Source organism: Acidimicrobiia bacterium, assembly GCA_041394025.1.
Classification (GTDB): Bacteria; Actinomycetota; Acidimicrobiia; order IMCC26256; family JAOSJL01; genus JAOSJL01.
Genome location: JAWKJA010000002.1, coordinates 75,109 through 96,773 on the forward strand (window position 1 = coordinate 75,109; position 21,665 = coordinate 96,773).

17 protein-coding genes are annotated in these 21,665 nt (G+C 69.3%); 10 read left to right on the forward strand and 7 right to left on the reverse strand.

The genetic code is table 11. From position 1 onward, the window contains the following. Positions 1 to 4 precede the first annotated feature (4 nt). Positions 5 to 2,239: a GNAT family N-acetyltransferase gene (locus tag R3A49_00380; protein ID MEZ5169185.1), complete on the reverse strand. Its 2,235-nt coding sequence runs from the start codon at positions 2,237 to 2,239 to the stop codon at positions 5 to 7. Between the two features lie 64 nt (positions 2,240 to 2,303). On the opposite strand from R3A49_00380, the gene R3A49_00385 reads away from it, so the two are divergent. Continuing rightward, a complete protein-coding gene (locus R3A49_00385; GenBank protein ID MEZ5169186.1) occupies positions 2,304 to 4,757 on the forward strand; it encodes an HAD-IC family P-type ATPase in 2,454 nt (817 codons plus the stop codon). Here the strand turns inward: R3A49_00385 and R3A49_00390 are convergent. Beyond that, positions 4,736 to 6,547 (reverse strand): VanW family protein, encoded by a 1,812-nt coding sequence (locus tag R3A49_00390; protein ID MEZ5169187.1) that lies wholly within the window; start codon positions 6,545 to 6,547, stop codon positions 4,736 to 4,738. The genes R3A49_00385 and R3A49_00390 overlap by 22 nt on opposite strands. 139 nt (positions 6,548 to 6,686) lie before the next feature. On the opposite strand from R3A49_00390, the gene R3A49_00395 reads away from it, so the two are divergent. Genes R3A49_00395 through R3A49_00410 form a run of 4 tightly spaced genes read left to right on the forward strand, consistent with a single transcriptional unit; the run spans position 6,687 to position 10,546 of the window. After that, a complete protein-coding gene (locus tag R3A49_00395; protein ID MEZ5169188.1) occupies positions 6,687 to 7,955 on the forward strand; it encodes an acyl-CoA dehydrogenase family protein in 1,269 nt (422 codons plus the stop codon). Between the two features lie 30 nt (positions 7,956 to 7,985). Next, a complete protein-coding gene (locus R3A49_00400) occupies positions 7,986 to 9,215 on the forward strand; it encodes an adenylate/guanylate cyclase domain-containing protein (protein ID MEZ5169189.1) in 1,230 nt (409 codons plus the stop codon). Positions 9,216 to 9,224: 9 nt separating this feature from the next. Next, on the forward strand, positions 9,225 to 10,139 hold the full coding sequence (gene mca, locus R3A49_00405) for a mycothiol conjugate amidase Mca (protein MEZ5169190.1): 915 nt from the start codon (positions 9,225 to 9,227) through the stop codon (positions 10,137 to 10,139). A 23-nt stretch (positions 10,140 to 10,162) separates the two neighbouring features. Continuing rightward, entirely contained in the window at positions 10,163 to 10,546 is a 384-nt protein-coding gene (locus R3A49_00410) for an SCP2 sterol-binding domain-containing protein (protein MEZ5169191.1), read from the forward strand. Between the two features lie 28 nt (positions 10,547 to 10,574). Here the strand turns inward: R3A49_00410 and R3A49_00415 are convergent, their stop codons facing one another. After that, positions 10,575 to 11,414: a polysaccharide deacetylase family protein gene (locus R3A49_00415; protein ID MEZ5169192.1), complete on the reverse strand. Its 840-nt coding sequence runs from the start codon at positions 11,412 to 11,414 to the stop codon at positions 10,575 to 10,577. A gap of 120 nt (positions 11,415 to 11,534) precedes the next feature. Here R3A49_00415 and R3A49_00420 point away from each other — a divergent pair, with 120 nt between their 5' ends. After that, entirely contained in the window at positions 11,535 to 12,578 is a 1,044-nt protein-coding gene (locus R3A49_00420) for a Glu/Leu/Phe/Val dehydrogenase dimerization domain-containing protein (GenBank protein MEZ5169193.1), read from the forward strand. Between the two features lie 42 nt (positions 12,579 to 12,620). Here R3A49_00420 and R3A49_00425 read toward each other — a convergent pair whose 3' ends face one another. The 3 genes from R3A49_00425 to R3A49_00435 all read right to left on the reverse strand — a co-directional run bounded on the left by R3A49_00425 (position 12,621) and on the right by R3A49_00435 (position 15,383). Beyond that, entirely contained in the window at positions 12,621 to 13,196 is a 576-nt protein-coding gene (locus R3A49_00425; GenBank protein MEZ5169194.1) for a phosphatase PAP2 family protein, read from the reverse strand. Between the two features lie 2 nt (positions 13,197 to 13,198). Then, positions 13,199 to 14,071 carry a PD-(D/E)XK nuclease family protein gene (locus R3A49_00430; protein MEZ5169195.1) on the reverse strand — a complete coding sequence of 291 codons (873 nt, stop codon included), beginning with the start codon at positions 14,069 to 14,071 and terminating at the stop codon, positions 13,199 to 13,201. Positions 14,072 to 14,183: 112 nt separating this feature from the next. Beyond that, entirely contained in the window at positions 14,184 to 15,383 is a 1,200-nt protein-coding gene (locus tag R3A49_00435) for a geranylgeranyl reductase family protein (protein ID MEZ5169196.1), read from the reverse strand. 205 nt (positions 15,384 to 15,588) lie between these two features. Between R3A49_00435 and R3A49_00440 the strand changes: the two genes are divergently transcribed. The 4 genes from R3A49_00440 (at position 15,589) to R3A49_00455 (ending at position 19,340) form a co-directional block, all read left to right on the forward strand. Continuing rightward, positions 15,589 to 16,464: an ABC transporter ATP-binding protein gene (locus tag R3A49_00440; protein MEZ5169197.1), complete on the forward strand. Its 876-nt coding sequence runs from the start codon at positions 15,589 to 15,591 to the stop codon at positions 16,462 to 16,464. Next, entirely contained in the window at positions 16,461 to 17,411 is a 951-nt protein-coding gene (locus R3A49_00445) for a hypothetical protein (protein MEZ5169198.1), read from the forward strand. The genes R3A49_00440 and R3A49_00445 overlap by 4 nt, the downstream gene beginning before the upstream one ends. Positions 17,412 to 17,548: 137 nt before the next feature. Then, on the forward strand, positions 17,549 to 18,325 hold the full coding sequence (locus R3A49_00450) for an electron transfer flavoprotein subunit beta/FixA family protein (GenBank protein MEZ5169199.1): 777 nt from the start codon (positions 17,549 to 17,551) through the stop codon (positions 18,323 to 18,325). A 49-nt stretch (positions 18,326 to 18,374) separates the two neighbouring features. After that, positions 18,375 to 19,340: an electron transfer flavoprotein subunit alpha/FixB family protein gene (locus tag R3A49_00455; protein MEZ5169200.1), complete on the forward strand. Its 966-nt coding sequence runs from the start codon at positions 18,375 to 18,377 to the stop codon at positions 19,338 to 19,340. A 29-nt stretch (positions 19,341 to 19,369) separates the two neighbouring features. Here R3A49_00455 and R3A49_00460 read toward each other — a convergent pair whose 3' ends face one another. Further along, the gene (locus R3A49_00460; GenBank protein ID MEZ5169201.1) at positions 19,370 to 21,625 is read right to left on the reverse strand and encodes an MMPL family transporter; all 2,256 of its coding nucleotides are present in this window, start codon (positions 21,623 to 21,625) and stop codon (positions 19,370 to 19,372) included. Positions 21,626 to 21,665 lie beyond the last annotated feature (40 nt).

The window sequence follows — 21,665 nt, forward strand, 5'->3', positions numbered from 1 at the left end:
GACGCTACGCCATCCGGCGCAGGTCGGCCGGAGGTCCCGTCGGAGCGGGGGAGACCCGGGCGTACACGTCGAGAGCCAGCGGCCCCTCGGGCGTGACGACGAGCGGATCGAGGGCGATCTCGGTCAGTTCCGGCACGTCCCCGGTGATCTGCGACAGCCGCAGGAGCGTGTCGGCCACGCGCCCCTCGGCCCACGGCGGGGTCACGTCAGCGGGGAACAGCGTGGAGAAGGCCGTGCGGACGAACTCCCGTGCCTCCACGTCCGTGACGGGCAGCACGTGCACAGCGCGGGGGCCGGATCCGAAGCGCCCGTCGGGGCCCGGGAACACGAAGGCCACGCTCCCGAAGCGGGCGTCGTGGGCGACAGTCAACGCCACCGGCACACCTGCTGCTGCCATGGGCTGGATGAGAGCCCCACCGGTGTCGTCGCCCAGGGCCGCGGTGAGCGCCGTGAAGGCCTGGCGGACGTCGTCCTCGTTGTTCAGGCCGAGGTGGAGGCCGCCGGTGTGGTCGCGGTAGTCGACACTCTCGGACGCGACCTTGACGGCGACCGGAAAGCCGATCTCGGTTGCTGCGGACGCCGCCTCGTCCGCTGTGGCGACGCGGCGTGTGGGCTGCGTGGGGATTCCCGCCGACCGGCAGACGAGCATCGCCTGCTCGGGAGAGAGCGCACCCGCACCGTCGTTGCGGTCGAGGAACGACTCGGCGACGTCCTCGATCACGGTGGCGTCGATGTCGTCGAAGGACGCCGGGGAGCCCTCGTTGCGTCGCGCCCAGAGAGCGTGGGCACTCACGCGTCGAGCAACCGGTGAGTCGGCGGGAGCGTCGGCGTCAACCCCGCCGAGGCACAGCCGTGTCGCCTCGACGAGTTCGTCGGCGTCGTCGACGCGGATCACCCCGAGTTGTGCCAGCAGTGTGTCGTCGTCGGGCCCACGGGTGGGGTAGGCGGCCACGACGGGTTTCCGGCGACTCACGGATCGGACCAGGCGGACGAAGTGGAAGGGGTTTCCGAACGACGCGACCGCCAACGCGACCACGGTGGTGTCGCCGTCGTCCTCCCAGTAGCGCAGCAGGTCGTTGACCGACACGTCGGACCGGGTGCCGAGTGACACCCACGTCGCCACGTCGAGCGCACCGCTGTGTTTCTCTTCCAGCTCGGTCGCTGCGGGCTCGCCGAGCTGCGTGGCAACCGAGACTCCCCCGCGGGGCGGGAGCACCCGCCGGGACGATGCGTTGAGGCGTACCGCGGGATCGGTGTTGAGCAGGCCGCCTGCGTCGGGACCGACGAGACGCATCCCGTTCTGGCGGGCGAAGGCCACGAGATCTCCTGCCCCGGAACCAGCACCCGGTCCCGCGCCGGGTGGATCCGAGCCGGCGACAACCACCGCCCCGATCCCGATGCGGGCGCAGTTTTCCAGCACCGGTCGGAGCAGGCGCGGTGGGACGTCGACGACGACGAGGTCGACGGTGGCGGGGATGTCGAGCAGCGTCCGGTAGGTCCCCGCCTGCCGAGGCCCCCCGCGGCGCCGGACGTCGTACACGGGTCCTCTGAACCCGCTCGAGCGAAGGCGACGCCGAACGACGGTTCCGAACGTGTTGCCCTCCTGCGCGTCGGCTGTCACCACTGCCACCGACGATGGAGAGAGGAATCTGAGAACCGACTCCGCTCCGGCGGACTGCTCACGCGCTGCCAGGACGGCACGAGATTGCTCCGTCGACTCGATCGGGAACGAGACCTCGATGACGCCGTCACCGAACTCACTGTCGACGCTCCATCCGGCGGCGCGGAACACAGCGAGCATCCGGTGGTTCTCCGGCAGCGTCTCGGCGACGAAACGGTGGATCCCGTTGGCGCGTCCCACGGCTGCCAGTTGCTCGAGCAGGGCGGTGCCGATGCCACGCCCCTGGTGCTCGTCGGCGACGACGAACGCCACCTCGGCATCGGTCACGTTCACGCGCCGGTCGTAGCGGGCGACCCCGAGGATCTCGGAGCCGAGTTGGGCGACGAGGGCCATCCTGTCGACGTAGTCGACGGTGGCGAGCATCTGCAGCTGCCGTCTTGACGGCCGGGGTACCGGGGCGAAGAAGCGCAGGTAGATCGACTGCGACGACAGGTGCTCCCACAGCGAGTAGAGGCCGTCCGCGTCCGAGGGCCGGATCGGGCGGAGGTGTGCCGTGCGCCCGTCGGAGAGCACGACGTCGGACTCCCACTCGGCGGGGTACGCCGCGCCACCGGTCATCGGGCCAGTATCCCGCGAGCCCCGAGGACCCCGAGGGCACGTGGCCCCGGGGTAGCGTCGGCACATGGATCACAGCGAGGTGGCCGACCCGGCGCGCCCCGGGGACGGTCCCGGATCCTCCGCGCCCGACCCCGACACGGGCCTCACCTCCGCTCAGGTGGCGGAGCGTGTGGCCGCCGGCCTCGTCAACGACACGTTCGAGCGCACGAGCCGTACGGTCGGCGAGATCATGCGGGCGAACATCCTGACCCGCTTCAACGCCATTCTCGGAACGATGCTGGTCATCATCCTGATCGTCGGCTCGTACCGGGACGCCCTGTTCGGCGTCGTCCTCGTCACCAACGCCCTGATCGGCATCATCCAGGAGGTCCGCGCCAAGCGCACTCTCGACCGCCTCGCCGTCCTCAACGCGCCCAAGGCCCGCATCGTGCGCGATGCCTCCGTGGCAGAGCATCCGACGGAGGACATCGTTCTCGACGACGTCCTCGACATTCGCGTGGGCGACCAGGTCGTGGCCGACGGCAGTGTCCTCGCGACCGACGGCCTCGAAATCGACGAGTCGCTCCTGACCGGCGAGTCGGATCCCGTGCACAAGACACCCGGCGACGAGGCGCTGTCAGGAAGCATCGTGGTGGCGGGGGAGGGACGGCTCCGGGCAACACGCATCGGGGCCGAGGCCTACGCCCGGAAACTCGCCGACGAGGCCAAGCGGTTCGCCCTCGTTCGCTCCGAGCTCCAGGACGGCATCAACCTCATCCTGCGCTACGTCACGTGGGCGATCGTCCCGACCGCCGCGCTGCTCCTGCTCAGCCAGCTCAACTCCCACGAGTCGGTCAAGGAGGCACTCGCCGGAACGGTCGCCGGTGTGGTCGGCATGGTCCCCGAAGGCCTCGTCCTGCTCACGAGCATTGCGTTCGCGCTGAGTGTGATCGTCCTCGGGCGCCGAAACGTGCTCGTCCAGGAGCTCCCGGCCGTCGAGGGCCTCGCACGTGTCGATGTCATCTGCGTCGACAAGACCGGGACGTTGACCGAGGGGATCATCGCCTTCGAGCGCGTCGACGTCTTCGACGGTGTCGACGCAGACATCGTGACCTCGGCGCTGGGTGCCCTGGGGGAGGAGCCCGACGCCAACCCGACCCTCGCCGCCATCGCCGACGAGTTCGACGCTCCCCACGGATGGGAGGTCGCCGAGCGTGTCCCGTTCTCGTCGGCGCGCAAGTGGAGCGCGACCGACTACGGGCCACACGGCACATGGATTCTGGGGGCACCCGAAATGGTCCTCGCCGGCCGCGGGGACGACGCGGCTCGCCGACGTGCCGATGGCGCGGCCGGTGGCGGTTCGCGCGTGCTGCTCCTCGCACGGACCGGCAACAGCCTTCGGGAGGAGCAGCTCCCCGACGGACTGGAGCCCGCGGCGCTCGTGCTACTCCGGGAACAGGTGCGTCCCGACGCCGCCGACACGATCCGCTACTTCGGTGAGCAGGGCGTGGCGGTGAAGGTCATCTCCGGCGACAACTCGCGCACGGTGGGTGCTGTCGCATCGCGTGTCGCCGTTCCCCACGCCGACAGGGTCGTCGACGCGCGCTCGCTCGATGATGACGATCCCGACGGGCTGGCCGACACCCTCGACCACAACGCGGTCTTCGGCCGGGTGACGCCGCACCAGAAGCGCTCGATGGTGGGGGCGCTGCAGTCCCGGGGCCACGTCGTTGCCATGACGGGCGACGGCGTCAACGACGCGCTGGCCCTGAAGGACGCCGACATCGGCATCGCGATGGGATCGGGTGCACCGGCCACGAGGGCCGTCGCACAGCTGGTGCTCATGGACGGCCGCTTCGCCACGATGCCGGGGGTCGTGGCCGAGGGCCGACGTGTGATCGGCAACATCGAGCGTGTCGCCAATCTCTTCGTCACCAAGACCGTCTACGTGATGATCCTGTCGATCCTCGTGGGTGTCTTCCTCTGGCCGTTCCCGTTCCTTCCCCGCCACCTCACCATCGTGTCGAGCCTCACGATCGGGATTCCCGGCTTCTTCCTCGCCATGGCACCCAACACGCGGCGCTACCAGCCCGGATTCGTGCCACGGGTGCTCCGCTTCGCCGTTCCGGCGGGGATCATCGCGTCCGCCGCCACCTTCGGGTCCTACGCCCTGGCGCGTGCCAACGACCTCAGCCTCACCGAGTCGCGAACGACAGCGACGCTCACGCTTCTCGTCATCGGCCTGTGGATCCTGATGTTGCTCGCCCGCCCGTTCACCCTGCTCCGAACGCTCCTCGTGGTGGGGATGGTCGCTCTCGTCGTGGGCGCCTTCACCGTTCCCCTGGCGAAGGACTTCTTCGACCTCGAACTGCCGGCGGGCCCGGCGCTCGTGGAGTCGCTACTCGTCGCCGCCGCCGGCGCCGCGGTCCTCGAGGTGTTCTGGCGCCTCACACGGAACCGCTGGGGCCTGGGGGGCGGCGAGACCCGCCCGCACGAGTCGACGGCAACGGCCGACGCTCAGCCGCCGACACCCACGTAGGTGATGGCGTCGAGCGTGTCGTAGCGCCACGTCCACTCCTGGCGCACGGGCTCGCTGCCCGGCTGGGTGATGGTGCGCGCGTACACGACCGAGAACCCGTCGTAGGCGTCCTCGGTCTCAGTCGTTCCCTTCGGCAGGAACGGCGTGAGCTTGGTCTCCGAGCCGGCGGGGTACCTCGCGGTGACCGTGGGCTCCTCGCTCGTCACCACACGTCCCTCGGAGTTTCCGTAGAACGAGATCGTGATCGACGTGTCGGTGTAGGCCGTCCGGATCAGCACGCCCGAGCCCGAGCTGTTGCGCCACTTCAGGTCGAGGTTTGGGTAGTTGACGGTTGCCTCACGACCCATGGGGTACCGCGAGATGTAGAGCGAGTGGGGCGTGTGCGAGACGTCCTCCATGCCGGAGAAGAACACCGTGTTGTAGAGGGTCGTGGCGATCTGGCTCACGCCGCCACCGACGTCCTCGACGAACTTGTTGCCCTCGGCGATCGCCCCCGCCTCGACGAACCCACGCTCGACGGTCCGTGGCCCGAGTGTGTCGTTGAGCGAGAAGGTCTCGCCGGGCTCGATGATCTGGTTCTGGAGGATGTCGGCGGCTCGGTGGATGTTCGTGACACGTGAGGCGCAGCACGGGTGCTGGGTCGTGAAGGTCCCGATCCGCTCGGTGATGTTGAGTGCCTCGGCCCACGCCGTGTCGTGCTCGGGCTGTTTCTCGGTGAACGAGGCCGTGACCACCCGCTGACCGGCGAGGATGGCGTCGCCCACCTGGGTCAGGTCGATGGATCGACCCACCTGCGACGGGATCACCGACACGGTCGCGTCGGGGTGCACCTCGAAGGACGCCTCGACGGGCGTCGTCTCGACGAAGACGACCCCGGGCCCGAGCGCTGCGTAGAGGGCGAGTGGGTCGATACCCAGGAGCAGCGCGTCACCCTCGACTCGGGTGGTGAGGGTCCTACCCAGGATCTCGGGCTCGATCGTGAAGGAGGTCGCCGGTGTCGTGACCGTGACGGGTTCGGCGAGGAGCGCCCGCGCCTCCTCGGCGGCGCGTGCCACCTCCGCACTGGTCACCGGGGCCGTGCTCGTGATCATGGGCAGGGTGACGGTGCCACGCTCGGGGCTCCGGATGGCGTCGCGCAGGAGCTCCCGCGCGGCGTCGCGGTCGATCACGGACCCATCGACGGGTGGGACCTCCGTGACCGTTGCACCGTCGAACGTGAGATCCCCGTCGACCGGTGGCGTGTCGGCCTCCGCCGCCCACACGTCGACGGTGTAGTCGAGCGCCGCGTCGCCCCAGGTGATCTCGAGGGGGACGGTCTCGCTGCGGAACCGGCGGAGGATCGACCCCACCGTCTGCTCGACCGGGTTGCCGCTGCGCCCGACGAGACGCGCCTCCCGTACCGCCGCCACGTCGTCGACCTCCACGCCGATGGCCGCGGGATCCAGCGCCAGCTCCGCGTCACCGGCCGTTACAGGAATCGGCTCGGTCTCGACGGTCTCGGCAAAGGCGGCAACGGCCTCCCCGGCGTCGGCCTCGTCGAGCCCGGCGACCTCCACACCCTCGATCTCCACGCCTGGGAGGATGGCGCCGCTGTAGACGACGCGCTCGGTGAGACCGATGCCCACGAAGACGAGCGCGGCCACCAGTACGCCGAACACTCCCCAGCGGAAAGGCCTCGACGCGAGCGCGCGCCGAAATCGGCCGCGCTGATGCTGGCGACGGAGACGACGTGTCCGACGGTCGGGGAGCTCGGTGTCGTCGGTCGCCGAAACGGGGGTTTCGACGTTCACCGCTCACAGGGTAGTCATCGACCCGTGACGGTCGGGGTCACCGCTGTTCGTCCCTGAGCGGCGTGCCGCTCCTGTGGCCGTGGGTGGAGGGGGAGCGGTAGCGTGCGCGGCGGTCCCACCACACGAGGAGCCCATGACCGTGAGCACCACTGCTACAGCAGCCCCTCTACTCGACGAGCTGCGCGACTGGCTCGGATCGGAGCTGCCCGACGGCTGGATGGAGGCTGTCGACAACGACGACACAGAGGAGTTCCGCCGGCTCCGCTCGCAGCTCGACTACACCGACTGGTGCATCCGCTTCGCGGACGCGGGCTGGGCCACCCCGACGTGGCCATCGGAGTACGGCGTGGGTCGTTCGCTGACACCGGCGCAGGTGCGCCCCGTCAACGAGATGCTGACCCACTACCAGGTCCCGCGCTCGTACAACATCATCGGGATAGGAATGGGAGGGCCGACGGTCATCGAGTGGGGATCCGAGGAGATGAAGAAGCGGCTCCTTCCACCGATAGCGCGCGGAACCGAGATCTGGTGCCAGCTCTTCAGCGAGCCCACCGCGGGCTCCGATGTGGCCGGGCTCGCCACCCGTGCCGTCCGCGACGGCGATGAATGGGTCGTCACCGGCCAGAAGGTGTGGACGACGCTCGCCCACGAGGCGACGTGGGGGATGCTGGTCGCCAGGACCAACCCGGATGTACCCAAGCACAAGGGCCTCAGCTACTTCGTCATCGACATGAAGAGCCCCGGCGTGACGGTCAAGCCTCTCGTGCAGATGACCGGCGACGCCGAGTTCAACGAGGTGTTTTTCGACGAGGCGCGTGTTCCCGACGCCATGCGTCTCGGCCCCGAGGGTGAAGGGTGGCGCGTCGCCATCACGACGCTGATGAACGAGCGTGTGGCACTGTCGGGCGCAGGGTCGGTCGGCGGCGACGCGGTGGGCGGCTCCCCGGTGATGCGTGTCCTCGACCGCCACAGGCCGATTCTCGATCCGGTGCTCCGTCAGCGGGCTGCGCAGGCCGTGATCGAGAACCGGGTGATCAAGCTGACCAACCAGAGGGCCGCGGCCGCCCGCAAGGCGGGCCAGGCCGGGCCGGAGGGGTCGGTCACGAAGCTCTTCCAGGCCGAGTTCAACATCCGGCTCCAGGAGCTGGCCGTCGACCTCGAGGGCCCCGATGCGCTCGCCTGGGCTTCGTCGGGCAGCGGAGGGCGAGCGATGCCGGGCTGGGTCGACTCCGGCGAGATCGACCACGGGGCCGTCGTGAAGGGCTTTCTCCGCTCGCGGGCCAACACGATCGAGGGCGGTACCTCCGAGATCATGCGCAACATCCTCGGTGAGCGTGTTCTCGGGCTCCCCAAGGAGCCGCAGGTCGACAAGGACGTGGCGTGGAAGGACGTCCTGCGTTCGGGGTGATGTTTCCCGATCGACCGCTCCCGGATCGCCATGGGAACTGACGCGCGGAAGTTCCTCCGCAAGCGCGGCACGCCGGCCGACGAGATCGAGCGTGCGGAGAGGGACGGATGGCTTCCCGTCCTCGTCGTCGACCGGCTCCTCGCGCCCGGGAAACGAAAGTTCACCCAGGAAGAGGTCGCCGAGCGGGCGGGAACCGACGTCGCCACGGTACGGCGGTTGTGGCGCGCCCTGGGCTTCCCCGACTTTCCGAGCGACCTCGCTGCCTTCACCGACCACGACGTCGATGCACTCGAGCGGGCCCTCGAACGCGCGGCCGGCCCGATGGACCTCGACGCCCTCGTGGACGTCGTCCGGATCGCGAGCGTCGGCCTCAACCGGCTCGCCGCTGCCGAAACCGACTACATCATGGCGTCCCTCACGGCGATGCGCGACGAGGGTGTCGACGAGGTGGAGGTCGCCGGTGGGCTCGCCGAGCTCGTCGACTGGGACCAGATGTCGGCGCTTCTCGACTACGGTCACCGACTCCTTCTGCGGGCTGCGCTGTGGCGTCGGCTGGCCCGCGGTGACGCGCCCCGCTCCGAAACCCGGGACCTGGCCGTGGGGTTCGTCGACCTCACCGGCTACACGGCTCTGAGCCAGAAGGTGTCCCGCGAGGAGCTGTCGGAGCTCCTCGACCGCTTCGAGGGGCTCGCCTACGACATCGTCGCCGAGAACGGTGGGCGGTTCGTGAAGAGCATCGGTGACGAGGTCATGTACGTGAGCTCATCGACGCAGCGCGCGCTCGACATCGCGCTGAGCCTCGTGGCCGGAACAGTCGCCGACGACGTCATCCCACCGGCCCGTGCCGGCCTGGCGTATGGCGCGGTGCTCACCCGCGACGGCGACTACTACGGCCCCGTCGTCAACCTCGCGAACCGACTCGTCAGCACGGCCAAGCCGGGTGGCGTGCACGTGTCGGAGGGCCTTCACGACGTCATGCACGAGGTGCTCGAGGGCGACGGCCCGGAGGCCGATGGCCCCGCGGCTGCCGGCGACGACGCGGCGCAGCGTGACGACTCCCGGGGCGACGGTGCCGGGGGCGACACGGCCGACGGCGACGCCGGGGCGACTGCCGACGAGATGCCGAGTGGGCTCACTGCGGCCGTCCAGCCGCCGGAGCAGCTCGAGTGGAGGAAGCTGCGCCGTCGCCGGCTCCGCGACATCGGGCTCGTGCCCGTGTGGGAGGTCACCCGTACCCCCACAGGACCTGCCGACGACTAACTTCGAGCCGTGCCCCGAGAGCCCTCCACCAACGGACCTTTGTCCCTCCTGGCCGTTCACGCCCACCCCGACGATGAGGCGTCCAAGGGCGCGGCCACGACGGCGCGGTACTCGGCTGAAGGCGTTCACACCTCGCTGGTCACGTGCACGGGAGGGGAGGCGGGCGACATTCTCAACCCTGCCGTCGACACACCGGAGACACGGGCGAAGTTGCCCGATGTACGAATGCAGGAGCTGCGTGACGCCGTGGAGGTCATCGGCTACGACAGCCTCCACCTCCTCGGGTACCACGACAGCGGAATGCCCGACACGGAGCACAACGAACGTCCCGACAACTTCGCGAACGCCGACAACGACGAGGTCGTCGCGAAGCTCGTGCGGATCATCCGCTCCGAGCGGCCACATGTCCTGATCACCTACGACGACAGTCGCTTCTACCCGCACCCCGACCATCTCAAGGTCCACGAGGTCTCGGTTCTGGCGTTCGACGCGGCGGGCGATCCCGACGTCCACCCCGGAGCCGGCGATCCCTGGCAGCCGGCGAAGCTCTACTACACGGGCTTCTCGAAGCGCCGCGTGCTCGCGATGAACGAGGCGTTCGAGAAGGCCGGGGTCGAGAGCCCTTTCGCCGAGCGCATCCTCCAGATCGAGGAGCTTCCCGACGACTTCACGACGCTGATCGACGTCGAGGGCTTCACCGACGTCGGTCGCGACGCGCTCCTCGCTCATCGAACACAGATCGATCCCGAGTCGCACTGGATGGCGTTGCTCCACGAGGTCCCGACCGAGATGCTCCGCTACGAGGACTTCGCTCCGGCCCGCTGTCTCGTCGACAACGGTGTGGCCGACGGTGAGCTCGAAACCGACCTGTTTGCCGGGGTCCGGGAGCTCGTGGAGGCATCCGCCTCGCGCGAAGCCTCGTGACTGACGGAACCCGTGGAGGACGCGTGAGGTACCTGACACAGGAGTGGCTCGACGAGGGACGTCGGCTGAGCGCCGACCAGCCTGTCCGCGAAGATGCCAGTGCACAGATCCAGTACGTGGTCACCGGTGGGCCCGACGGTGATGTCCACTACTACTGGGTGGTGGAGGACGGGCGCATCCTCGAATCGCAGATCGGTGAGCTGAACGACCCCGACTTCACACTCACCATGCCCTACGAGGTCGGCCGGGAGATCGCCGAGGCGACCCTCGACCCCAACGTGGCGTTCATGCAGGGGCGCATGAAGTGCACCGGCGACACCGGCAGGCTCATGACCATGATCCCGATCACCGGCTCCCCCGAGTACCGGGCGATGCAGAAGGAACTCGCGTCAAGACTGACGTTTTGACGCTTTGCTCGCCTCTGAAAACCGATTCCTAGGAGTTCTGGAGCTCGCGGAGATCGCGGTAGCCGATGAGGGTGGCGCCGGCACGCTCCACGAGGTCGGGCAGCGACGGATCGGTGCAGGCGAACGCGTGGTCCTCCACACGGCCCGGCCAGTCGGGGTAGGCGCTGCGGAGCTCGTCGGTGTCGACCCCGGGGTGCAGGAACACTTCGGTGACGCCGGGACGGAGGTCGAACAGGACCTTCTCGATCGTGGAGCGGGCACCGACCGGGCAGTTCACGAAGTGGTCGGTGAACACGATGCCTTCTTCGGCGGCGAGCCGTCGGTATGGGAACCCGATCGTGCGCTGCGCTGCAGCGGAGGCCATGCGAAGCGGCAGGCCGAAGTCGACGGCCATCTCGAGGTAGATGTCGAAGAAGGCCGCGTGGAGTTGCATCGTTCCGAGGTGGCTGTCGAGGTGGCTGACGTCGAATCCCCACAGCACGGCACGCTCGATCTGGGCCCTGCACTCCTTGCGGACCTCGTCGAGGTCGGCGTGGTCCCACGCGTCGGCCTGTGTCCGGGGGAAGCCGCCGTCGCCGTCGAGCAGGCTCGGTGAGTGGGTGACGGGCCCCCACCGGTACCTCTCCCACTCGGCGTTGAGGGTCAGGTGCACGCCGATGTCCTCGCCGCGGTAGCCCGCGGCAGCGTCGCGCGCCCACGGTGCGGGGACCATCAGCGAGGCGCTCGTCGCGACGCCGTTGCGGAGGGCGTCGTAGATCCCGACGTTGGCCGCCCGGGTCGAACCGAGATCGTCGCAGTTGACGATGAGCAGCCTCGCGTCGGGCCCGTACCCCAGGCGATCGGCGAGGGAGCGTTCGGAGGGCGACACGTCGTTTCCCGTCTGGTGGACAACAGGGTGACACGGAACGGACGCTCGCATCCTACCCGTGAGGATGTCGCGCCCCTCTCGGCGATCCGGCGGCTCGAGGGCCGGGTCTAGGGTGGTCGCGTGTCCCTGGAGCACGAGAACCTGCACGTACCGACCCACGAGGAGGTCGTGCGGTTCATTGACCGCGACCGGGGGCTCGAGGCGGTGATCGCCGTGCACTCCACGGCTCTCGGACCTGCTCTCGGGGGAACCCGCTTCTACCCGTTCCCGTCGTTCGACGTGGCGCTCACCGACGTCCTGAGGCTCTCGGAGGCCATGACGTTCAAGAACGCCGTGGCAGGCCTCGATCACGGTGGCGGAAAGGCCGTCATCCTCGGCGACCCGCGATCGGCGCGGAGCCCCGAGCTCCTCCACGCGTACGGGGAGGCCGTCTGCCTGTTGGAGGGGCGCTACATCACAACCGAAGACGTCGGGACCACACCCGCCGACATGGACGCCGTGCTCGACGTGTGTCCCCACGTCACGGGAGCGAGTACGGGCTCCGGCGACCCGAGCGTGGCCACGGCCCGCGGCGTCCACCGCACACAGGAGGCCGTGGCGCAGCGGCTCTTCGGCGGCGAGGGTCTCCGTGGCCGCCACGTTGTCGTGTCCGGCGTCGGAAAGGTCGGAACGCTCCTCGTCGAGCACCTCGTGGGGGCCGGGGCGCGTGTCACGGTCGCGGACGTCCGGGCCGATGCGACGGCCGCCCTGGCGCAACGGTTCAAGGGATCGGTGGCGGCCGTCGAGCCCGACGACGCCCTCACGACGGCGTGCGACATCCTGGCGCCCTGCGCGCTCGGCGGTGTGCTGAGTGCGGAGACCGTCGCGTCGCTCCGGTGTCGGGCGGTCGTGGGCGCGGCCAACAACCAGTTGACCGACGACGCCGTCGCCGAGCAGCTGCGCGATGCGGGGATCCTCTACGTTCCCGACTTCGTGGTCAACGCCGGGGGAGTCATCAACCTCGCCCGGGAAACCGGCGCCTACGACCCTGAGGACGCGCGGGCTCGTGTCGACGCCATCGCCGACACGGTGGTGTCGATTCTCGATGAGGCTGAGCACCGTGGCGTGACACCGCTCACCGCCGCACTCGACCACGCCCGCAGACGCATCGCGGCTGCCGGCTGAACGCACATCGCGGCCCACCATCTCGGCGGGGAGGTGGGGCCGTCAGCGGTCGAGCGGAGCGATCCTCCGGGCCAGGCGGCCCATGGCGAGGCCGAGGACCGCCCCGACCGCCACGTCGGACGCATGATGGAGCCGGACGTACACGCGGCTGGCGGCCACGAGACCCGCCAGCGCGTAGTAGGCACCGGCGTGGCGGCGGCCCTGGGACAGCAGGCCCGCTGCCGTGAAGGCCGCCGTGGCGTGCCCCGACGGGAACGAGCTCGTGATCGGGATTCGGGCCCCGTAGGGGAGCTCGGTGGTGTCGCGGTCGAAGCCTTCGTCGTGCTCGATGGGACGCACCCGCTTGAACAGCGACTTGATGGCGACGTTGGTCGTGAAGCTCTCGAGGCCGAGAACGGCGGCGAGGCGGACAGCCGGTGCAGGGTCACGTTCGGCGACAGACCGCATGGCACCGAGCGCGAGCCACCCGATGCTGTGGTCGAAGGCGCTCGACAGGGAGTAGAAGACGGCGTCAGCTGCCGGGTGGCGGTGCCGGTCGACGAAGTCGTCGACCGCGTCGTCGACGCGGCGGTGCAGCGGCAGAGCCGACGATGGATGCTCGTGAGGTGGTGGGGGCACGGTCAGGTCGTCGGTGCGCCCGATGCGGTGAACAGCGGCGGGTTGCCGGCGGCGATTGCCTCGTTCTCGGCGGCCTCGATGCGCAGCTCGACGGCGTCGGCGGGATCGCCCCCGAAGGCGGGGCAGTACTTCCGGAAGGAGCACCAGTCGCAGCGCGGCCCGGGACTGGGGCGGAAGTCGTCGCGGCGGCACGCGCCCCTGACGGCCTCGTAGACGGCGAGGTTCCTGCGTGCCACGCCGCGCACCGACTGCTCGGTCGGGGTGGCGACGATCGAGGCGGGCTCCGAGAGGTAGAGGAGCTGGACGCGTGCGGGTCGGCGCCCGAGCATCTCCTGGCAGAGCAGGGCGTAGACGTGGACCCCCTGGAGGCTCTTCTGCTCCCACTGCTCGCCGGGGACCCGGCCCGTCTTGTAGTCGGTGACGACGAGCTCGCCGTCTTCGTCGAGCTCGAGGCGGTCGATGATGCCGCGGATGACGACGTCGTCGCTCAGCGCGGCCTGCATCTTGAGCTCGATCCCGATGGGGCGGATCATCCGGGGGTCTTCGAGCTGGAAGTACCTGTCGACGAGCTCGGCCGCCTCACCCTCGAACGTGGCCTGCTCGTCGGGCGTGAGGCCGAGCCCTGCGAACTCCGGGTGGTCGCGGAGCTCATCGATTGCCGTGGCGAGGTCGGCGTGGGCGGCCTCACGGGTCCGGTCGCCGGGTTCCCGGGTCATGAGGTGCTCGAGCGCCCGGTGGACGAGGGTGCCGCGGCTGGCCGGCACGGACGGCGGCTCCGGTAGGCGGTCGACGTAGGCGAAACGGAAGGCGAGCGCGCAGTCCTTGAACGACGACACTGAGCTCGGAGACAGGGACCGGGGGAGAGGGAGAGCCACACGCTGATCGTAGCGGTGGGGTGGGACGGCTACGGGTGATGCGGAGGGGTCCGTCAGGTGCAGTCGGTGGTATCAGGTCGTGGGATCAGCTCGTGGGGAGTCCGCCCGCGGATCAGTCGGTGTAGGCGCCGTCCCCGGTGAACATGCCCCGGTGCCAGCGACGTGGTGTCACCAGCACTGCCCGCGGGTAGTCCTCGAACATCCAGCGGGCGAAGTTCCGTCGTGTCCATCCCGAGGTTCCGATCGCTCGTACGGCGGCTCGGGCCAGGAGGGGGTGCGCGAGGAGCCGCTGGAGCCCGTGCGCCATGCGGGCGTCGGCCTGCAGTGCACCGAGCACCGCCGTGTCGTACCGCTCGCCCACGGCACCCGCCGTGCCTCCACCGGCCACCGCTTCAGCGGCCAGGATCCCGGTCTCCAGGGCCTGGGCGATCCCCTCGCCGGTCATCGGGTCGACGGCACCGGCCGCGTCGCCGACGTAGAGAACCCGGCCGTCGTGGAGCGCGCCGCCATCCAGGTCGCCGGGAATCGGCCAGGCCCGCGGTGAGCCCTCGGGCCTGGCGGTACCAAGGATCCGCCGCATGGACGGCCGCGTGACGACGTCATGCCACAGGGCATTGAGCTGCCGTCCGGTCGTGCCGGGCGTGCGCAGCACCCCGTACCCGACATTGGCGCGGCCGTCGGGGAGTGGGAACACCCAGGCGTAGCCGGGGAGCAGGTCTGCCTCGAAGGAGACCCACAGGCGCGGGTCGTCGACACCGGAGAAGTATTGGCGGAACGCGTGCCATGTGCCGAAGCGCGGGCCGGCGCCTGGCTCGAGGATCTTCCGAACGGTGGAGTAGTTCCCGTCCGCAGCGACGAGGTACCGGGCGGCGTGGCGTGAGCCGTCGGCACACGTCGCGGTCACGAGGTCGGGACCGACCGTGACATCGACCAGGCCGGAGCCCTCGTGGACGGGGACACCGCTCGCCCGGGCGTGGGTCACGAGCGCATGGTCGAGCTCGGCGCGGGGAACCACGCCGGCGAAGAGGCCGTCACCGGGGAGCGGCAGCGGGACCTCCCGCCCGCTGGGGGACACCAGGACCGCCTCGGTGACGGTTGTGAGGCCCGGGAGCGCGCTGCGGGGCAGACCCAGAGCCTCGAGGTGGCGGAACGCCGCGGCTGTGAGACCGTCGCCGCAGGTCTTGTCGCGGGGAAACGTCGCCCGGTCGACGACCTCGGCGTGGAGGCCGTGGCGGCGTGCGGTCAGAGCGGCAGCCGTCCCGGCGGGTCCGGCACCGACCACGAGCACGTCAGAGTGCCTGGGGGAGCCCACGGCGCCGAAGCTATCGCCGGCCCCGCGGGCTCCCCGATCCGACTGCGGCTCCGTCGGCGTCGGCACGTATCATGCGCCTCGTGCACCAGAACCCTCCAAATTGTTCGGACCGGTGCTTTCACCCCATAAAGGCAGAAAGTTGACTGCGATCTCGCGGGATTCTCCCCCCATCGAGATCCGGGGGCTCCGCAAGACCTACGTCAGCATGACGGGACGCAGGACCGTGGCGGTCGACGGTGTCGACCTCACCGTCCCCGCGGGCGGTGTGTTCGGCTTCCTCGGACCGAACGGCTCGGGCAAGACCACCACGATCCGGTGTCTTCTCGGGCTGATCCGTCCCACGGCCGGGACGTGGCGGGTCCTCGGGGCGGATTCCAACCGGGGGCTCGGCGAGGTGGCGCACCGGGTCGGGTCCATCGTCGAGACACCGGCGTTCACTCCCCACCTGTCGGGGAGACGCAATCTCGAACTCCTGGCGGCGATGCAGGGCATCGACAGGAGCCGGGTTGCACGTGCTCTCGACCGCGTCGACCTCCGGGGCCGCGGCAACGACGCGTTCCGGACCTACTCGCTCGGCATGAAGCAGCGCCTGGGCCTGGCGGCGGCGCTCCTCAAGGACCCCGACCTGATGATCCTCGACGAGCCCGCCAACGGTCTCGACCCGGCGGGGATCGTGGAGATCCGCGAGCTGGTCCGCTCGCTCGGAGCGGAGGGACGAACGGTGTTCGTCTCGAGCCACCTGCTCGGAGAGGTCGAGCAGATGTGCGACAGCGTCGCCATCCTCAACCACGGACGGTGCATCGCCGCTGGGACCGTCGACGAGGTGCTCGCCACTGGTGGATCGGCGCGCGTCTCAGTCGCCATCGATGACCCGGACCGCGCCGAGCGCGTGCTCCGGGAGGCCGGCATGGAAGTGGAGCGCGACGACTCCAGGCTCCTGGTGGCAGGATCCGGGCCCGACGGCTCGACCATCGCACGGATCCTCGCCGACCACGGGCTCTACCCCCGCGAGCTCACACCTCGTCAGCTCGACCTCGAGGGTGTGTTCCTCCATCTCACCGGCGGGGACACGTCGGGATGAGACGGCTCTTCGCCGCCGAGGTCCGCCGCGCCTTGTCCCGGCGCGTCGTGAAGGTGGCGATCCTCCTCGGGCTCAGCAGCATCGCCGTTCTCGGTGTGACGGTCTTCCTCACGGTCGACGCCGACACTCCCGAAGAGAACGCGCGTGAGTTCCTCGGCGACTACCGCGAGCAGCTTCTCGAGGGTTGCCAGTTCGAGACGGATCCCTCCGGCTGCATCGAGCGCGTCCCCACGGTGGAGCAGCTCTCCGAAGGGGACGGCGCGTTCCTCTCCACCGACACCGACACGCGCCCACATCTCGTGGAGTTCTGGCCCGACGACGAGGCCCGCGCCGATGGCAACGACGAGTCCCTGCTCATGGCGTCGAGCATCATGCTGCTGATGGTCGCCGTCCTTCTCGGGGCGTCTCTCGTGGGCGGCGACTACGCGTCCCGTAACCTCGAGACACTTCTCACCTGGGAGCCGCGACGACTGAGGTTCGTGGCGATGCGCCTCGCTGCCGTGGCTGTCGTCGTGTTCTTCCTGTACGTGGCGTTCCAGGTCCTCTTTTCGTTGGTGCTCCTGCCGAGCGTGTTCGTCAAGGGCACCACCGAAGGCGCCGACATCGCCTGGTTCCGCCACCTGGTTCTCATGGTGGGGCGGACGGGTCTGCTCGTCGCCGGGTTCGGTGTCCTCGGAGCCTCCCTGGCCTTCCTCGCGCGCAGCACCGCGGGCGCCATGGGCATCGTTCTCGCGTACCTCGTGGGCGTGGAGGCGATCCTGCGGTCGTTCCAGCCGGAGGCGACGAACTGGTACGTGATCTCGAACCTCGTGCCCCTGCTCGATCCCTCGGTCGAGCTCGACTTCTTCACGCGGACCGCTGCCGGGTCGGGATTCCTGCTGTTCATGTACCTGGTGGTCGTGATGGTGGCGGCCGCCGGCGTCTTCCGGGCACGCGATCTGGGCTGAGCGGTGCCGGGGGCCTGTGTCCCGCTTCGACGTGGTGGTCCCCCAGTTGCCAGAATCAGGGGATTCCCGCACCATGTCGCGGGCCCGGCGCGGTCAGGCGCCGCGGACACAACACGAGAACCCAGGAACGGAGTGCCATGAACGTCGTCGTCTGCGTGAAGCAGATCCCCGACCCGGCCGCCCCCGGAGAGCTCGACTCCGACAACACCCTCAAGCGCACCGACAAGCTCATCCTCGACGAGTCCGACAGCTTCGGTGTGGAGATGGCCCTGCAACTCGTCGACACCGCCGGTGAGGGCGAGGTCACGCTCCTGTCGATGGCCCCCAACAACGAGGTGTCGGGTCTGCGAACGGCACTCGCCATGGGTGCGGCCAAAGCCGTGCTCGTGTCCGACGACGCGCTTGCCGGAACCGACGCCCTCGGCACCGCCAAGGTCCTCGCCAAGGCAGTGGAGCGGGTCGGTGACGCCGACCTCGTCCTCACGGGCACGGAGTCGACCGACGGCTACACAGGGACCATCCCGACCCAGATCGCGCAGCTGCTCGACTGGCCGGCGCTCACCTTCGCCAAGCACATCGAGGTGGGCGACGGGAAGGTCACGATCCAGCGCCAGACAGAGGCCGGCTACGACACCGTCGAGGCGCCGCTTCCCGCTGTCGCCAGCGTCACGGCCGGGGTTGTCGAGCCGCGCTACCCCTCGTTCAAGGGGATCATGGCCGCCAAGAACAAGCCCGTCGACGAGGTCACGGTCGCTGATCTCGGTCTCGAGGGCCAGATCGGCTGGGAGGGTGCCCACCAGGCGATCACCTCGGTCGAGGCGGCCCCCGAGCGCGAGGCCGGCGAGAAGATCGAGGACGAAGGCGACGCGCACGAGCGCGTCGTCGCCTTCCTCGACGAGCTCAAGGTCATCTGAGGCCCCGGGTCCCCACACCCCACGCACGCAGTCAGCGGAGGAACGCGACATGAGTATCGGAAAAGTCTGGGTGTTCGCAGAGGCCGACGGCGACGGGGTCACCTCCGCCGCCCTCGAGCTCCTCACCAAGGCCCGTGACGTCGGCGACACGGTGGAGGCCGTCTACGTCGGGAGCAACGCCGACACCGCTGCCGGTGCTCTCGGCGAGCACGGCGCCACCACCGTGTACGCCGTCGACGGCGGCGACCGGCTCGCCGGGGCCGTGGGCGCTGCCGCGCTCGAGAAGCTGATCGGCGAGCACAGCCCCGACCTGGTCATGTTCGACCAGTCCTACGACGGCCGCGACGCCATCGCCGGCCTGTCGGCGCGGATCGACAGGACAGTGCTCACCAACAGCGCCGACCTGGTCGTCGACGGCGACCAGGTTCGTGCCACCACGGCGATCTTCGGCGGCACCGAGATCGTGGAGACGGCCTTCGAGGGGGAGACGCCGCATCTTGTTGCTTTCCGCCCGAAGTCCTTCGTGGCCGAGCCCTCCGGTGGAGGTGCGGCGGCAGTCGTCGCCGTCGACGGTGTCGACACCGGTCGCGCGGGTGAAGCCACGGTCCTCGACCGCCACGTCGAGGAGGCCGAGGGGCCCAAGCTCGAGGACGCCGATGTCGTCGTGTCGGGTGGCCGCGGGCTCGGGGAGGCCGAGCACTACGCCCTCGTCGAGACGCTCGCCAAGCTCCTCAAGGGTGCGCCCGGCGCCTCGCGTGCCATCGTCGACGCCGGCTGGGTGCCGTACTCGCACCAGGTCGGCCAGACCGGCAAGACCGTGAAGCCGAAGGTCTACATCGCGCTCGGGATCTCGGGGGCGACGCAGCACCTCGTGGGCATGAAGAGCTCCGACACCATCATCGCCGTCAACAAGGACGCCGAGGCGCCGATCTTCTCGGTTGCCGACCTCGGGATCGTGGGTGACGTCCACAAGGTCGTTCCGAAGCTCATCGAGGCGCTCGAGGCTCGCAGCTGACACTCGGTTTGATGCGTCCGTGAGGTGCGCTATGCGGACCTCACGGACGCATCAAACCGGTCATCCGGGTCGGCTTCCGAGATCCCGATCCGGGCGTGGATGCGCTTCATCCAGCGTGGGGCCCACCAGTTCCAGTCGCCCGCCAGGCGCATGAACGCCGGTACGAGCGTTCCGCGCACCACGAAGGCGTCCATGAGGACCGCCAGGGCGAGCCCGAGGCCGAACAGGACCATGAACGAGACACGGTTCGTGACGAAGGCCAAGAAGACGATCGAGATCAGGATCGCCGCCGCCGACACGATCCGGCCCGACTTCTCGAGGCCCAGCGCCACCGAGGAGGCGTTGTCGCCGCTTCGGTCGTACTCCTCCTTGATCCGCGAGAGCAGGAAGACCTCGTAGTCCATCGAGAGCCCGAAGGCCACGCAGAACATCAGGATGGGTACGGTCGCCGTGAGCGTCCCGGTGGCGGTGACGTTGAGGAGGTCCGACAGGTTGCCGTCCTGGAAGATCCACACCATGGCACCGAAGGTCGCTGTCAGGCTGAGGATGTTCAGGGCGAGCGCCTTGAGCGGGACCACGATGCTTCCGAAGGCGAGGAAGAGCAGCACGAACATGGCGACAGCGATGAGCGCCAGGGCGAGTGGAAGTCGACCGAAGATCCCCTCCTTGGAGTCGACGAGCTCTGCCGACTGTCCTCCCACGGCCACGTCGAAGGGAGCCTCGAGACTGCGGATGTCGTGGATGAGTCGTTCACCCTCACCGGAGATTGGCTCGATGTCGGGGACCACCGAGAACCATGTGCCGGTGCTGCCGGCAAAGCGGGCCGTGATGTCACCGCCGTCGGTGAGCATCCCGCCGTCGTCGATGAAGGAGAGCTCGGCCGTGCCGTTGCTGTAGACACCCGTGACCGCATCGACGCGCGCGACGCCCGGAACCGACGACAACCCCAACGCGTACTCCTCGATGTTCCCGGCGACCGTCGCGGGATCACCGGCATCGACGGCCACGATCTGGACGGTTGTCGACTCACTGGAGTCGAACGCGTCACGGATCCTGTCGGTGGCCTCCCGGCTCTCCGCCCCCTCGGGGAGGACACGGTCGTCGGGGAGCCCGAGCTCGATGCGCAGGAACGGCGTACCGAGCAGGAGAAGGAACGCGGTCACGGTGATGGCGACGGTGGCGGGCCGGCGCATCACGAACTGGGCGATCCGGTGCCAGAAACCCTCGTCGACCGGCTTGGGCTGGCGCCGCCAGATCGCCAACCTGTTGACCCGAGGCCCGAGGATCGCGAGGAGCGCCGGCAGGAAGACGATCGCACCGACGGCCGCCACGAAGGAGACCGCCAGACCGGCCCAGCCGAACGAACGCAGGAACGGGAGCGGGAAGACGAGCAGCGCCGACAGGGCGATGCCCACGGTGACAGCCGAGAAGAAGATCGTGCGTCCTGCGGTCTCGACCGTTCGGACGACGGCCTCCTCGGTCGTCTTCCCGTGGTCGAGTTCCTCCCTGAAGCGCGAAACGATGAACAGGCTGTAGTCGATGGCCAGCCCGAGGCTCATCGCCGTCGTCATGTTGAGCGAGAAGATCGACACCTCCGTGACTGATGACACGACCTTCAACACGACGAACGCCCCGACAATGGCGAGCCCGCCGACGAGGAGCGGGAGCAGCGCGGCCACGAGGCTTCGGAACACGAACAGCAGGAGAATGAGGGTGAGTGGCAGAGCGATCAGCTCCGCCCGAATGAGGTCTTCCTCGATCGTCTTTCCGATCTCGTGGAAGATCGGTCCGAAGCCGCTGCCCCCGACGACGACGGTCCTACCGTCGGCCGTCTCGTGCTCACCGATGAAGTCATCGCCGAAGTCGGACACCCAGTTGTCGACGGTGTCGTCGTTTCCGTCGATCGTGGCGAGGATGAGCGCGCTGTCGCCGTCGGGCCCTCGCAGGGGTGCGGCGCCGAAGTCCCAGTAGGAGAGCGTCGAGGAGATCCCGTCGTTGTCGCGTAACTCGTCGGAGAGCTCCCGGCCGACCGTGGCGACATCGGTATCGTCGACATCGCCGTCGGGAACGGACACGATCAGCACGAGGTTCGGGACCCCGGCCGGGAAGTTCTCGGAGAGCTGATCACGGGCCTGTGAGGACTCGAAGTTCTTGTTGTCGAATCCGCCGGACGACAACTGGCCCGCCACGTCGGCGCCGTAAGCCCCGGCGGCAGCGAAGAGGATGCCGCTCAGGACGACGATGAGCACCCGCCGCCGCACCAGGAAATGTCCGAGCCGCCTCACCTGATCCCCCACTGAACGGCCTGCACGGGCCCGGCCAACC

Bases quoted from the DNA above. Each gene is read 5' to 3' on its own strand.
- R3A49_00380 (MEZ5169185.1), bottom strand. From the start codon at position 2,239: ATGACCGGTGGCGCGGCGTACCCCGCCGAGTGGGAGTCCGACGTCGTG.
- R3A49_00385 (MEZ5169186.1), top strand. From the start codon at position 2,304: ATGGATCACAGCGAGGTGGCCGACCCGGCGCGCCCCGGGGACGGTCCC.
- R3A49_00400 (MEZ5169189.1), top strand. From the start codon at position 7,986: ATGGGAACTGACGCGCGGAAGTTCCTCCGCAAGCGCGGCACGCCGGCC.
- R3A49_00440 (MEZ5169197.1), top strand. From the start codon at position 15,589: ATGACGGGACGCAGGACCGTGGCGGTCGACGGTGTCGACCTCACCGTC.
- R3A49_00445 (MEZ5169198.1), top strand. From the start codon at position 16,461: ATGAGACGGCTCTTCGCCGCCGAGGTCCGCCGCGCCTTGTCCCGGCGC.
- R3A49_00450 (MEZ5169199.1), top strand. From the start codon at position 17,549: ATGAACGTCGTCGTCTGCGTGAAGCAGATCCCCGACCCGGCCGCCCCC.
- R3A49_00455 (MEZ5169200.1), top strand. From the start codon at position 18,375: ATGAGTATCGGAAAAGTCTGGGTGTTCGCAGAGGCCGACGGCGACGGG.